At 57.1% G+C, this 13,554-nt stretch carries 10 protein-coding genes; 5 read left to right on the forward strand and 5 right to left on the reverse strand.

Features of this window, described 5'->3' with window-relative positions; translation table 11 throughout:
* Nucleotides 1-53: 53 nt before the first annotated feature.
* Nucleotides 54-692 (reverse strand): NUDIX hydrolase N-terminal domain-containing protein, encoded by a 639-nt coding sequence (locus F1C16_RS10260; protein ID WP_185280569.1) that lies wholly within the window; start codon nucleotides 690-692, stop codon nucleotides 54-56.
* A 31-nt stretch (nucleotides 693-723) separates the two neighbouring features.
* The gene (locus tag F1C16_RS10265; RefSeq protein WP_185280570.1) at nucleotides 724-1,833 is read right to left on the reverse strand and encodes a ferredoxin--NADP reductase; all 1,110 of its coding nucleotides are present in this window, start codon (nucleotides 1,831-1,833) and stop codon (nucleotides 724-726) included.
* Nucleotides 1,834-2,030: 197 nt separating this feature from the next.
* Here F1C16_RS10265 and F1C16_RS10270 point away from each other — a divergent pair, with 197 nt between their 5' ends.
* Nucleotides 2,031-2,726 (forward strand): peptidoglycan DD-metalloendopeptidase family protein, encoded by a 696-nt coding sequence (locus tag F1C16_RS10270; RefSeq protein ID WP_185280571.1) that lies wholly within the window; start codon nucleotides 2,031-2,033, stop codon nucleotides 2,724-2,726.
* Nucleotides 2,727-2,883: 157 nt separating this feature from the next.
* Here F1C16_RS10270 and F1C16_RS10275 read toward each other — a convergent pair whose 3' ends face one another.
* The gene (locus F1C16_RS10275; protein ID WP_185280572.1) at nucleotides 2,884-4,101 is read right to left on the reverse strand and encodes an FtsX-like permease family protein; all 1,218 of its coding nucleotides are present in this window, start codon (nucleotides 4,099-4,101) and stop codon (nucleotides 2,884-2,886) included.
* Between the two features lie 50 nt (nucleotides 4,102-4,151).
* Here F1C16_RS10275 and F1C16_RS10280 point away from each other — a divergent pair, with 50 nt between their 5' ends.
* The 3 genes from F1C16_RS10280 to F1C16_RS10290 all read left to right on the forward strand — a co-directional run bounded on the left by F1C16_RS10280 (nucleotide 4,152) and on the right by F1C16_RS10290 (nucleotide 7,043).
* Complete coding sequence (locus tag F1C16_RS10280) at nucleotides 4,152-5,372, forward strand: exo-beta-N-acetylmuramidase NamZ domain-containing protein (protein WP_185280573.1); 1,221 nt, start codon at nucleotides 4,152-4,154, stop codon at nucleotides 5,370-5,372.
* 95 nt (nucleotides 5,373-5,467) lie between these two features.
* Entirely contained in the window at nucleotides 5,468-6,430 is a 963-nt protein-coding gene (fmt, locus tag F1C16_RS10285; RefSeq protein WP_185280574.1) for a methionyl-tRNA formyltransferase, read from the forward strand.
* Nucleotides 6,431-6,557: 127 nt separating this feature from the next.
* On the forward strand, nucleotides 6,558-7,043 hold the full coding sequence (locus F1C16_RS10290; RefSeq protein ID WP_185280575.1) for a dihydrofolate reductase: 486 nt from the start codon (nucleotides 6,558-6,560) through the stop codon (nucleotides 7,041-7,043).
* 173 nt (nucleotides 7,044-7,216) lie between these two features.
* On the opposite strand, the gene F1C16_RS10295 is transcribed toward F1C16_RS10290, so the two are convergent.
* Together F1C16_RS10295 and F1C16_RS10300 are read right to left on the reverse strand one after the other, a co-directional pair.
* On the reverse strand, nucleotides 7,217-11,731 hold the full coding sequence (locus F1C16_RS10295; RefSeq protein ID WP_185280576.1) for a C25 family cysteine peptidase: 4,515 nt from the start codon (nucleotides 11,729-11,731) through the stop codon (nucleotides 7,217-7,219).
* A 44-nt stretch (nucleotides 11,732-11,775) separates the two neighbouring features.
* The gene (locus F1C16_RS10300) at nucleotides 11,776-12,879 is read right to left on the reverse strand and encodes a PorV/PorQ family protein (RefSeq protein WP_185280577.1); all 1,104 of its coding nucleotides are present in this window, start codon (nucleotides 12,877-12,879) and stop codon (nucleotides 11,776-11,778) included.
* Between the two features lie 305 nt (nucleotides 12,880-13,184).
* Here F1C16_RS10300 and F1C16_RS10305 point away from each other — a divergent pair, with 305 nt between their 5' ends.
* Nucleotides 13,185-13,538, forward strand: coding sequence for a PadR family transcriptional regulator (locus tag F1C16_RS10305; RefSeq protein WP_185280578.1), 354 nt, complete (start codon nucleotides 13,185-13,187; stop codon nucleotides 13,536-13,538).
* Nucleotides 13,539-13,554: the final 16 nt, after the last annotated feature.

The raw sequence follows: 13,554 nt of genomic DNA on the forward strand, positions 1-13,554 counted from the left end.
GCAACGTTGGTCGCTAGGCTATCGGTATACAACCGAGAGGTAGGGTTACGGGTTTAGTCGCAAAGGGTAGGTTTTTCGGGCTGACGGGCAAACTCAAACATTGTGGCCACCTGCGACTTCGTGACGCGGTCGGTGGATAAGTCTAGCGCTTCCAGCTCGGCCTCGCGCACCCAGCGGGCGCCAGCGGTTTCCACATTCTTGTTGCCCAGCTCGCCGCCCACCACCTCGCACAGCACAAAGCACTTGTAGACGTACCAGGGCTGCGGCGGGTGGGCGTGCTGCTTTTTGTCGAACAGGGCCAACAGGCGCACGGCGCGCACGTGCAGGCCGGTTTCTTCCTCGGCTTCTTTCTCGGCTACTTCAAAGGGTGTCAGGCCCACATCGGCCCAGCCGCCGGGTAGGGTCCAGCGGTTGTGGTCCATTTTTTCCTGCACCATCAGCACCTCGTCGGTGCCCCGGAATGCTACTACCCGCACATCCACCTTAGGCGTCTGATAACCAGTTTCGGAGGTGAAAAAAGCCGTTACTTTTTCCAGCGGTTCATCCGTCAGCCCGGCTACCATCTGCACGCTCAATGCCCTGATTTCAGCGTATCGCTCCAGGTCGAAAGGGCTGTCTTTCGAGTATTCCAGGCCCGTTTGCGCCAGCGCCTGCAAGCGCTGGGCAACGGTCAGCCACGTGGTTGTATCCATAGTGGAAGGTAAGCAAATGCTAGCTCGACTGCTAATCTATTTCAATCACCACATCTTTGGTGAGCGGGTGCGCCACGCACACCAGCACGTAGCCTTTTTCCATTTCGGAATCTGACAGGCCTTCGCGCTCATCGAGGTGTACTTTGCCACTCAAACACTTGCCACGGCAGGCGGTGCACAGGCCTGCCTGGCAGGAGTAGGGTAGGTCGATATCCAAGTCCAGAGCTGCTTCCAGAATGGTCTGGTCGGGCGCTACGTCGAACTGGTACTCGCTGCCTTCGTACTGCACGGTTACTTTGCGGGTAGCCGAAGCGTCATCGTCGTCGGCCGTGGATACGTCGCCGTGGCCGTTGGGCTGGGCCGCGGCAGTTTCAGCCGACTCAGCAGCGGCCACAAAACTTTCGCGGTGAATCTGCGCGGCGGGTACGCCCAGCAAATCCAGGGCGGCACGAGCTTCCGCCATCATGCCCTCCGGTCCGCACATGTAGTACTCCGATTGTGCCGGGGCGCTGGCGTGGCGCTGCTCCAGAATACGCAGCAGCATGGTGCGGTTGAGGCGACCAGTGTACTGGTGCGGCTTGCCGCTGGCGGGCGTGTGCGGCTGGCTGTATACGTGCTCTACCTGCAAGCGCCCGCCCGACTGCGCCTCCAATTGGGCCAGTTGCTGCCGGAAAATCACCGATTCCTCGGTGCGGTTGCCGTATACCAGCAGCACACGACTCTGGGGCTCCTCGCGCAGCACGGCTTTCAACATGCTCATGAGGGGCGTGATGCCGCTGCCTGCACCAACCAATACTAAGGAGCGCGCTGCACTGGGGTTGGGCTGCAAGGCAAAGTTGCCCAGGGGTGCCATGGCTTCCAGCTGTTGCCCTACCCGCACCGTATCCAGCAAATAGTTGCTAACCAAGCCACCCGCTACGCGCTTCACCGTAACGGCCAGCCGTGGCGCCTCGGTGGGCGTACTGCTGAGCGAGTAGGCGCGGCGCTCTTTTTTGCCACCGGGGCCGCAGGGCAGAATCAGGGTCAAAAACTGGCCGGGCTGGCTGGCAATAGGCTGGCGGTCGGGGCTTTCGAGATGAATGGTAACAGCGTCGGACGTTTCCTGGGTCAGGTCAACGACGTTCAGCGTGAGGTAAGACATGCGGGGGAACTTAGAAACTTGAAAACTCAATGAAAAACGGCGGCGTGTGCCAACCGCTTGGGGCGCACAAAGTACGGGATTCCGCGGCGGATGGCGTAGCTTATGTCCGTATTTACGTGCTTTGCGGGCAACTGGTGCGGCATTCGCTGCTAAATCGGCCCGCTTACATTTCCTTTGCTTTTCAAGTCTTCTACCATATGGCTTCTTTTCTTGCCGAGTTGCTGGAGCGCCACCAACACGCGTTTGGGCCGGTGCTACCCGTCGATCTGAGCGCGCCCGACGTGGCCCGCCTCGATTTCACTGCCGCCAATCCGCTTCTGGAGGATGCCGATTTACGCGACACTGCGGCTTTTTCTGATTTGGTAGCCCGCCTGCTGGCTGCCCAGCAAGCCGATATCGGGGTAGGCGGCTACCTCGAAAACCGCGTGATTTACCGCCGCAGCCCTACCCTCTTCGCCGACGACAGCGCTCCGGCCCGCTCCCTGCACCTAGGCGTGGATGTGTGGCTGCGCGCCGGTACGCCCGTATTGGCGCCGCTCGATGCCGTAGTGCACAGCCTGGCCGACAACGCAAACTTTGGCGACTACGGCCCTACCATCATTCTGCAACACCAACTCGAAGACACAGTTTTCTACACCCTCTACGGCCACCTGACTCGCCGCGAAACGACCCTGCTCCGCCCCGGCATGACCGTTGCCCAGGGCGACACCTTCGCGGAGGTAGGCCCTCCGCCCGAAAATGGCGACTGGCCGCCGCATCTGCACTTTCAGATTATTGCTGATATGCAAGGCCGCCAGGGCGACTTTCCCGGCGTGGCCGCGCCGGCAGAGCGTGACCAGTGGGCTGCGCTTTGCCCCGATCCCAACCTGGTTTTGCAAAGCCAATGGCTGTAAGTTTGGTTGGATAGGGGTAGGAAAGTCGATTGAGTTCCTGGATTGATGACGGCCCCCTAACCCATTTAAAGCTGGCTCCTTGCCTTTATTACAAACGAGCCAGCCGCTGAATGCATTCAGCGGCTGGCTCGTTTTTGTGTCAGAATAAAGACTTACACTAATCAAATTTGATGGCTGTAACCGGCCGAATCCGCGAGATAAGGTAGGTAGGCACCAGCACGGCCAGCAGCGAGGCCAAGAAGGTGGCCACGTTCAGCACCACAATGATAAACAGGTCCCAGTGAATCGGCACACGGTCCATGTAGTAGTTCTCGGGGTCGAGGGGGATGACGTGGAAAAAGTACTGCACCGCGCAGAATCCCAGCCCAATCACGTTGCCCCAGAGCATGCCACGCACCGTGAGGCTCAGGCCGCGGAAGAAAAACATGCTGCGAATCTGGTTGTCGGTGGCCCCAATGGCCTTAAGCACCCCAATCATGTTGGTGCGCTCCAAGATCATGATGAAGATGGTAGCAATCATGTTGAACGTTGCCACTACGATAATGAGTACCAGGAAGATAACCACGTTGCGGTTGAGCAGCTTCAGCCAGTCAAATAGTTGCTGATATTGCTCCGTGATTTTGTCGAGCTTTAGGTCGTAGGGCAGCTGCTCGTACATATTGTCGGCCACCGGGTTGAGCTGCTGGAAGTCGCGCAGCACCACTTCCATACCGCCCACCAGCGAATCGGGCCAGGCGCGTAGGTCCCGAATCTGCCGGATGTCGCCAATGACGTATACTTCGTCGAACTCATCGAGGCCGGTCTGGTAGATGCCGCTGACCTTGAAACGCCGGATACGGGGCGGGTTCTGGATAAAGTAGAACAGTGCCTCATCGCCTACCTTCAGGCGTAGCTTATCGGCCACCTTGCGCGAGAGCAGCACGTCGTCGCTGGCCGCCGTATCGGGAAAGGTCAGGAACTTGCCGGCCACCAGGTTCTGGCGCATAGGCGAGCTACCGGCCTGCGGCTCGTCGATGCCCTTGAGCACCACGCCCAGTACCTCGTCGCGGGTTTTGATGATGGCCGTTTTGATGGCAAACGGCTGCACGGTTTTCACCTGCGGAAACGTACGTAGCTCCTGCGTCAGTCGCTGCCCGTTGATGGGCGCCACTTCCAGCGAGTTGTTGGTATCGTACTTGGTGATTTGCAGGTGCGCCCCGAACGAAAAAATCTTGTTCTGAATTTCGTTGCGGAAGCCTTCCAAGATGGCAAACGACACAATCATCACCGCCAAGCCCATGGCAATGCTGATAATGGCTATTTTTGTCACCGACGAGGTAAAAGAACCTGAGTCGGCCCCATCAATTTTGTGGGATATGTACTGCGAGACGTTCACTGCCGTAAAGCTACGCGTCTGCGGGCAGTTTTCTAGCCCCTTTTCTTCTGATGACAGTATCCTTTCTTTCTGGCCTGCTGAGCCTCGCCCTACTCGCCACCGATTGCAGCCGCACCACCCCGCCCGCCACGGCCACCCCGCCTACCCCGCCGACGCAGGCTAGCGCAATTCCCGTGGCCCCCGCGTTGCAGGTAGGAGCCGCGCAGTTCGGACGCTACCTGCCCCAGCTGAAGGGCAAGCACGTGGGCCTAGTAGTCAATCAAACTTCACGTGTGGGCCAGGCTTACCTCGTGGACACGTTGCTGTCGCAGGGGGTAGGCGTGAAAACGATTTTCGCACCGGAACACGGTTTCCGGGGTGAGGCAGCCGACGGCGCGACCATCAAGGATGGCAAAGATGCCCGCAGCGGCCTGCCGGTGCGCAGCCTCTACGGCGCCACCAAAAAGCCGACCCCCGAGATGCTGCAAGACCTGGATGTGTTGGTTTTTGACATCCAGGACGTGGGCACGCGCTTCTATACGTTCATCAGCACGCTGCACTACGTGATGGAAGCCGCCGCCGAACAAGGCAAGGAAGTAGTGGTGCTGGACCGCCCCAACCCCAACGGCTGGTACGTGGATGGCCCCATGCTAGACCCAGCGCTCAAGTCCTTCGTCGGCCTCGACCCGTTGCCCATCGTGCACGGCCTCACGGTAGGCGAGCTGGCACAGATGCTGAACGGCGAGAAGTGGCTGGCCGGCGGCGTACAGTGCAAGCTCACGGTGGTGCCGGTGGCGGGCTACACCCACGCCACGCGCTACGAGCTACCGGTGCGTCCCTCCCCCAACCTACCCACCGCGCAGAGCGTGGCGCTCTACCCCTCGCTGTGTCTTTTTGAGGGCACCGACGTGAGCGTGGGTCGCGGCACCAGCACGCCATTTGAGATTCTGGGCAGTCCCAAGCAACCGGCCTCACGGTCCTTCACGTTTGTGCCTACCCCCAACGCCGGCTCCACCGACCCACCCCAGAAAGGCCAAACCTGCCGCGGTGTGAACCTGCGTGATGCGAAGGTGGAAAACTTCACGCTCCGCTACCTGCTCGATTTCTACCAGCAAAGCACTGCCAAAGACCAGTTTTTCAACAAGAACTTCGAACGGCTGGCCGGTACGAAGGAACTGCGTCAGCAGATTATCGCCGGCAAGTCGGAGGTAGAAATCCGCAAGTCGTGGGAGCCGGGCTTGAGCCAGTATAAGCAGTTGCGCAAGAAGTATTTGCTATATCCTGAATCGTAGGGGTACGTTGCACGCGTCCGTCGTCCGCGCCGCGTCACATCCCCTCTCAAACCTTTCGTTCAACGATGGGCGCGTGCAACGCGCCCCTACCTCCTATGCTTCGAATCATTTTCATGGGCACCCCCGATTTTGCGGTGCCTACTTTAGAAACCCTGCTTTCCTGGCCCGACTGCGAAGTGGTAGCCGTGATAACGGCGCCCGACAAACCCGCCGGGCGCGGCCGACAGCTCCAAGAGTCGGCGGTGAAGCAGGCAGCGGTGGCGCACGGCGTGCCGGTGCTACAACCCACCAACCTGAAGTCGCCGGCGTTTCAGGAGGAGTTGCGCAGCTACGCCGCCGATTTGCAGGTGGTCGTAGCGTTTCGGATGCTGCCCGAGGCCGTGTGGGCCATGCCTCGTTTGGGTTCTTTGAACATTCATGCTTCGCTCCTACCTCAGTACCGGGGCGCGGCGCCCATCAACTGGGCACTTATTGAGGGCGAAACGCAAACCGGCGTCACGTCCTTTTTCCTACAACATGAAATCGACACCGGCGACCTGATTTTGCAGGATGTGGTCGACATCAAGCCTGAGGACGACTTCGGTTCGCTCTACGAAAAGCTGAAAGTAGCCGGCGCGGCGCTGGCCCTGCGCACGGTACAGGCCGTGGCCGTCGGTAACGTACCCACCACGCCCCAGTCGCACAGTCCTACCCTGCGCACGGCTCCCAAGATTAATAAGGAAACCGGCCGCCTGGATTTCCAGCAGCCCGCGCTGGCGCTGGTAAACCGCATTCGCGGCTTATCACCCTTCCCCACGGCTTTCACGCAGCTGCCCGATGGGCGCACCCTCAAGGTTTTCCGCGCCCGCGTGGTTACGCCCGAAGAAGCCGTTACTCCCCAACCCGCCGTACCCGGCTCCTGGGCCACCGATGGCCGCACCTACCTGCGCCTTGCCACCACCGCCGGCATGCTCGACCTGCTCGATGTGCAACTGGAAGGCAAAAAACGCATGCCTGTGCAGGACTTTCTGCGTGGGTTCAACAGTGAGCTGTTGAACGAAAGAAGCGTGTCATCCTGAGCAGAGCGAAGGACCTTCTCACATGAGAACGAGTCGTTAGTACGCTTGTCGTTCACATGTGAGAAGGTCCTTCACTCTGCTCAGGATGACAGTCGTTTTACTACTCACTATCTCATTATCCCATCGCATGATAGCCCTCATCGTAGCCGTAGCCGAAAACGGCGTTATCGGCCAAGACAATACCCTACCCTGGCACCTACCCAACGACCTCAAGCATTTCAAACAACTTACCTCGGGCCACCCCATCGTGATGGGGAGACGCACGTTTGAGTCGATTGGCAAGCCCCTACCCAACCGTCAAAACATCGTGGTGACGCGGCAGACGGACTGGCATCCCACAGGCTGTGAGGTGGCGAATTCTGTACCCGCCGCGGTGGAGTTAGCCCAGACCTTCGGCGACGACATTTTCATCATCGGCGGAGCTGAAATTTACCGCCAAGCCCTACCCGCCGCCGATACTATTTTCCTCACAGAGGTGCACCAAACTGTGGAGGGCGACGCCCTTTTCCCCGACCTCAACCGCACCGAATGGCAGGAAGAAACCCGCGAACGGCACGAGCCTGACCTCAAGCACGCCTTCGCTTACAGCTTCGTGACGTTGCGGAGGAGGTAAGAGGTGAAATGGTGAGATAGTGAAATGGTGAGTTGAAAAACGCGTGTCATCCTGAGCTTGCGAAGGACCTTATGCCAGTTGAACGAGTCGTTGTTACACTTGTTGTTCTGGCGTGATAAGGTCCTTCGCTCCGCTCAGGATGACACGCGTTTTTCAACTCACCATTTCACCTCTTACCGCAGAAGCACGATTTTACCCCAGTCTTTCTTGAAGGCTTTGTCGCCGGCGGTGGTGCGGTGCTGGAAGTCTTTGTTGGGGTCGTCGAGCACCACGCGGTAGAGGTAGGTGCCGTTGGCGAGTCGGTCGCCGAACTCGTCGGTGCCGTCCCATGCATAGTCGGAGATGTTGTTGCCGATGCGCAGCGGGCCTAGCTCTGCCATCATGATTTCCCGCACCACCCGGCCCGTGAGGCTCAGAATCTGAATCTTCATGTTGCGCGGCACCTGCGCCCCGGTCAGCGTGAAGACGAACTTGGCCTTGCTGGTCATGGGGTTGGGATAGGGATACACGTTGGTGATGGTCGATTCGTTGATGACTTCGAACGTCACGCGGTATTCCTGACTGCCCGCCGCACTACCGGAGGCGTCGCGGCCCTGCGCGATAAGCGTGTATTTGCCATCGGCCAGCGCCGTGCTAGGGCGGTACTCAATGCGCGCCAAGCCCTTCGCTGAATCGGCCAAAAAGGCCACCGCCGACGAGTTCATGTTAACCTCCGTGGCGTTGCTTTCGCCTGGCTTCACCAAAAACAGGCTGAAGTTGCTGGCTTCCTTCACCGGCCGTAGCAGGTTGTTGTTTTGCAGCTGCACTGTCACCACCGGCGCGGGCGATACAATATCGCCATTCAGGATGTGCTGCCCATCGAAGGCTACATCGAGGGTAGGCGGCGTGCTGCTGTTATTCACGTTGAAGCTTGGCAGCACTAGCTGGTTGTTGAAGTAGTACTGCTCGGGCAGCAGGCGGGGGTTTACGTTCATGGAGCCCGTCACGACGCCGGTAGCCAGGTTCACTACGTTGGCTGTCACGTCAATTTTAGCAGTTTCTCCGGCTTTCAGTACGCCTCCTTTGTATTCTACCAGCGTAGTGCTGGTACGGTTGGCAGCATCCCGCAGAGTAACCTCCGCCTTCAGCGGTGTACCAAAATCCGTGGTAGAAATATTCTGGAAGTATACCGGGAAGCTAAGCGTGCCGCTAGTAGCCTGTTTAGTGAGCGTGGCGGCTGTGTAGGCATCCGTGGCAGCCAAATCAGGGCGTATCACGCCTTCGGGCACGTCCTGGTACGTTACCAACAACTGCTTGAGCTGCGGTGCAGTGTGGTTAAGGGTATCGCGCAGTATCACTTGCAGTTGCAGGTAGGGATAGCGCGCAGCAGATACATCGGCCAGCGAGTGGGCGCGGCTAGTGACATCAGGATTCAGTACGGTGGTAGCACCTGTAGCATCTACGCCCAGCAGACGCAATGTGTAGCTGTCGTTTTCCTGCGTGCGTACGGTATGAAACAGAGTGGTCCACTGCTGCGCCGGCCCGATAAGGGTAGAAGTTACTACCCCACTACCGCCATCGGCCTCCGCGAAGCTCCAACGGCCATTGGGCGCCGCCGCGGTTACGCGCTGCTGCGTGTTGCGCTCAAATTGCCCGTAATGGCTCTGCGACCACCCACCCGCACTACCCGGAATCACCCGGAACGAGCTGGTAGCCCAGGCATTACTTTCTTCAGACTGTGGCGTTTGCAGGCGCAGGCGCCAGTACCACACCACACTGTCGCGCCCGGCAATGGTAGGCACAGTAGCTGCCCAACTGGCCAGCTGCCGCCCCGAAACCGTGTTGTTGCGCTGTACCAAGGGGCTGTTGAAGGTAGGCACCGTATCCAGCTCCATATCAAACAGACGCGGTTCGGCACTAATCAGATTGCTCTGCCCTACCAGCCGCACCGCCCCCGAGGGCACAACAGCAAACTCTGTGGGCGTAAGGGCCGTAACGCCGCCCCGCAGGAAGTTGTACTTCAGTTGCGCTTCGTTGTTAGTTTCATCCAGCTCATCAATTAGGTTGTTGCAATCGAGCTTCACAACAAACGTATTCTCCCCGAACACATCGCCTGTATTCGGAATGTCTACCGTGTAGGTGTTGTCGCGCTGGGTAGAGGTGAAGGAGAAGCTATACGCGTCGTCTTTGCGGCCAGAGGTAGCGGGGTACTTGCGCGTCACGCAAACGTCCACTTTCTCGGCACCGCATAGATTCCCTAGGTTGCCCGCATTAATAACGAGCTTAAACGACTCTGCCGAAGCTAGCACGGGCTGCCCGTTGGCTGCTGCGGGGATGTGCAGACTGTCGTTGGTGATGACCAGATCGGGCTTGGCGGGTGAGAATAGCCGTAGGGCTGGGTCGCCCTGCCAGATGGTGCACATTAGGCCAGATGCCGTGGAAGGGCTGTACTGCGCAATGGGTTGTAAGCGGCGCGCCACCTCGTTCCACACCCGCGCCACGGGCTTACCATACCAGACCGGGTCATTAAGTAGTAATTTGTACATCAGCGTTTGGCTTTCGTCCAAGTCGTTGGAGAAGCCAAAACCTGATTCGCACATGAAGCCCACAAAACCTTTGTCGGGTGCTAACACCCATTCTGAGCTAAAAGCATAATAGAAAACGAACACGTTGCCCGCAGAGCAACCGTTTACGAACATCACCGGATACTTCCCTTTGTTCCGATAATTTTTCGTGGCGTCATTGATGTTTCCAAAGTCAACATCAAGAACGGAGGGCGAACCGTGTCCAAAATACGTAAGTAACGACACGCCCTTGTTCAGTTCGTCAGCAATGCTCACACCAACCGGGAATGAGCCAACTGTGCCAAGCTCCGAGCGTCGATAGGTCTTAATTACTTTCCCACCAAAGCACGGCGCTTCTATTAGCTGTTTGTATTTCTCCATATAGCTATTGAATTCTGAATAGTCGGCAACATTTTGGCCGCCTACCATATTCACAGCATTTTTTCGCCACCCTTCTACGCCCAGTGCTTCGTGGTCTTTCAGCTTATTGAGGTAGTTCATCACCTCTTGGGCATTTCTAGCCACAATACGGCCGGTGGCTAAACCACCTACATAGTTATTGTTTTCCCAATCAGCAGAGTAAAACAAATCCGACACCGCGCGAGTGCTAGTCGGCACATGATCAACACCGGGTATGTTACGTACGTAATTACCTTCTCTCTGACTAACAGAGTATCCTTTCCCTAATAGCAGCAAGTATTTCTCCCGACTTTTATCCGTGAGCATCCACAGAGTGAAATGCCGTAGTGCCAGCGGCGATTTTTCTCCGTAATGAAACTGATCAAACAACTGCTGGCTGGTTACCATCAGCACATCATGTTTACCGCCGATAGTGGAGGCCCGGTAGTCGGCATATGCCTGGGCTGCATTAGGCGTCCCTCCCGCCGCCTGCATCATTACAGGACTCGTAATAATGATAAAATCAGCGGCTGTAGGCTGCAACGAGACGAAATTGACGCGTCGAGCCGGTAGGGTGGGCTTCAAAGGTTTTTCAGTATCTGCCAATAGCAACTGCCTAGTATTATTGCTACTGGCAGTTGGGAAGTAGAAACCTCGTCTTGTACTAGTAGTGACCGTGCCTGTAATGCGCTGTACGCTATAAGGATCCGTTACATCATATCCATATACGCTGCCTGGAATGCTATCGAGTACATAGTAAGCCGGCGCATTCAACGTAGAGTCGTTTGTGAAATAACGACTCTCGCGGCTGGCTATCCAGCGTGCAGTTTGTGGATATGTAATTTTGATATATGCAATCCGAACAACATCCCCTGCTGCGGTTGGCTTTATCTGTACACGTACAGTCCCATTGGGTTGTATATCTGCTGGTTGTAAGACATACTTTACTACTCTATTTTCATACGTATTGAAACGCTCGGTGCCTAACAAACGCCGAGTACCGCCTGGCTGCTCAATTGCCATTTCAACAACGTGCCCAACTCTAGAGCTACCCGCTAGGCGCACTTCCAGTTGTGCATTACCACCTTTTCGCTGCTCTGTACCTACGGAAAAAGTGTAGCCGCCTGTATTGATCTGTCCTGAGAAGAAGCCCTCTGAAGGCTCACCCCAAGGCTGAAATACAGAGCTTACCTCATCTACGTTGTTATAATCATAGCCGTGTATCTGCAACTCGGGTCGAAGCCAATACGGTGCGGCCGTACCTGGCACGGCAGGCGTTGGCTGAGTCATACGCTTACCTTGGGTAACGCCCGACCACGTCAAAAAATACGCAGCCGTGTCAGTGAAGAGACTGTAATAGGGTTGTGCTTGATCAATCGCCCTCTTATACATACCACGGTCTAGCTTGGCGTCGTTGCCCTGCCCAAAGAACTCAATATAGGTGCTGGCATCTTGCGTGGTGGCGTTGCCGCCCACGTATATAGCCACTTGCTGACCGCGCCGCCACAGCTGAAACTGACTGGGATTTACTCCGTTAATGCCAGCTTGCGCGAGGTAGGCATTGTCGAGACGGTAGAGGCCGTCGCGCACGGTCTGTATCTTGTAATACTGCTGCCCGGATACAATCCATTCGTTGCCGTAGGCCCCGGATTGGGCTAGCAGCTGCTGAGCGCCCAGCAGAAACACCAACACCAGTAACAAGCGTTGCCACAGCCCACGTACCTTCCAAACGTATGCGTGTTTCATAGAAACCAGATAATCTATCATGTAGCTAAAAGTCGAAGTCGCGTTTATTTGAAGCCGTAGCCCAGCGACACGATAACAGAGTTGGTCTGGGAAGCGCTGCCACCCGTGTTTTCCACGGCCAGGCGCGAGAGGGCCAGATCGAGGCGCAGGCCGCTGAGGGCCACCCCTACCCCCAGGCTGGGCTGGGCGTGCCAATCTTCCTGCGTAGTACTTTTGAAGGACTTGATCTTCTGAAAATTTCCTACCCCACCGCGCAGGTACACCAGGTTGCTGTACCCAATTTCAATACCCGCGCGCGGGTCGATGCTCACGGTGCTGGACGAAATCAGGGTGTTGCGCTGGCCATCTGTGGTCATTTCCAGGTCTAGGGCCGGTAGGGCTGTGAACTCACCTGGCAGCTTAATCAGGCGGGCGGCGCCCAGAATGAAACGGGGCAGCGTTACCTCGGGGCCGCCCTTGGGCATGGTCTCACCGGGCACCAGCGTCTGCCGAAACTTATCCGCGTTGATAGACCAAGCGTTGTAGGTAGTGGTAATGTCGCGGGCCATCAGGCCCAGTTGCCAGCCGGCGTGATTGTACTGCATACCCGCGTCGATACCAAAGCCCCAAGCATTGGCATAATCGCCCACATTGCGGTAGATGATCTTGGCATTCGCCCCTACCGACAAGCCCTCCACGCTCCCGATTTTGCGGGCGTAGGACAGCAGCATGGCATAATCAGCGATGGAGAAGTAGGTGATGCGGCCATAGTCGATCTGGCCGTACTCGTTCACCAGATTGCGCGTGTCGGCAATATCGTCTACCCCCAGCCGCACGAGGCTGGCGCCGATGGCGCTCTGCTCGTCGAGGGGCATGGAGAAAGCGGCGTAGTCGTTTTTGATGATGCCCGAGAACAGCTCGGAGTGCATGAGCACGGCGTCGTACTTATTTTTTTGCTGCGTGAGGCCGGCCGGGTTCCAGTAGCCAGCGGTGGCATCGGAGGCTAGAGCCACCTGCACATTGCCCATACCCAGCGCCCGGCCACCCACGCCAAGATTCAGAAATTCGTTGCTGTATTTTGGCGTTGTGCTCTGAGCCTTAACAGTTTGCCCCAAGGCTAGCCCAGACAATAACAACCCGAGAGTAGCGAAACGGGAGAAGTGCATCATAGTATCCTACTAGGGTAAAATGGCAAGCCGTGACCACGACCGAAACGCAAGTTACTTCATTCTTATGCGCTTTCGGCAAAAACGACCAACTGGCGTTTAGCACAAATCGGGCCGATGCATAGTGTTGTGCTTTCTTAACTGATAGTCAGAGTGTTTGGTAATTAACACGCTGGGTCTAGTCTCTCATTTCCGAACAAAAAATTCTTCTGAAATGACAACCAAAAATATATTTACACAGTACCTTGTGTTACATAGTACCTTCTGTTACCTTTGTCTCATTCTTCACCGATATCTGTCCTCAGCCCATGAAAGTAGAGAACACCCAAGTGCAGATGCGGAAGGGCATTCTGGAATTCTGCATCCTGGAAATCATTGCCCGCGGCGAGGTGTATGCCTCCGACATGTTGGAGGAGCTCACGCAAGCCCGCATGATTGTGGTGGAGGGCACCCTCTACCCGCTGCTCACCCGCCTCAAGAATGCCGCCCTTCTGGATTATACCTGGAAGGAATCGACGAGCGGGCCGCCCCGCAAGTACTACACGCTCACGCTGGCCGGGCAGGAGTTTCTGCACCAGCTACGCCTGACCTGGGAGGAAGTAGAGGAGTCCATTCGGATTATCCGCTCTCACTCGCCTACCCCCTCCTCCGACGCGGCCTAGTCCGCCTCCCTCTCCC

Origin of the sequence: Hymenobacter sp. NBH84 (assembly GCF_014217645.1) — a bacterium.
GTDB classification, from domain to species: Bacteria; Bacteroidota; Bacteroidia; order Cytophagales; family Hymenobacteraceae; genus Hymenobacter; species Hymenobacter profundi.

Excerpts from the sequence above, each read along its gene's own strand:
- F1C16_RS10280 (WP_185280573.1), top strand. The coding sequence starts at position 4,152 with ATGACAGTATCCTTTCTTTCTGGCCTGCTGAGCCTCGCCCTACTCGCC.
- F1C16_RS10265 (WP_185280570.1), bottom strand. The coding sequence starts at position 1,833 with ATGTCTTACCTCACGCTGAACGTCGTTGACCTGACCCAGGAAACGTCC.
- F1C16_RS10295 (WP_185280576.1), bottom strand. The coding sequence starts at position 11,731 with ATGAAACACGCATACGTTTGGAAGGTACGTGGGCTGTGGCAACGCTTG.
- fmt (WP_185280574.1), top strand. The coding sequence starts at position 5,468 with ATGCTTCGAATCATTTTCATGGGCACCCCCGATTTTGCGGTGCCTACT.
- F1C16_RS10270 (WP_185280571.1), top strand. The coding sequence starts at position 2,031 with ATGGCTTCTTTTCTTGCCGAGTTGCTGGAGCGCCACCAACACGCGTTT.
- F1C16_RS10300 (WP_185280577.1), bottom strand. The coding sequence starts at position 12,879 with ATGATGCACTTCTCCCGTTTCGCTACTCTCGGGTTGTTATTGTCTGGG.
- F1C16_RS10260 (WP_185280569.1), bottom strand. The coding sequence starts at position 692 with ATGGATACAACCACGTGGCTGACCGTTGCCCAGCGCTTGCAGGCGCTG.
- F1C16_RS10305 (WP_185280578.1), top strand. The coding sequence starts at position 13,185 with ATGAAAGTAGAGAACACCCAAGTGCAGATGCGGAAGGGCATTCTGGAA.
- F1C16_RS10290 (WP_185280575.1), top strand. The coding sequence starts at position 6,558 with ATGATAGCCCTCATCGTAGCCGTAGCCGAAAACGGCGTTATCGGCCAA.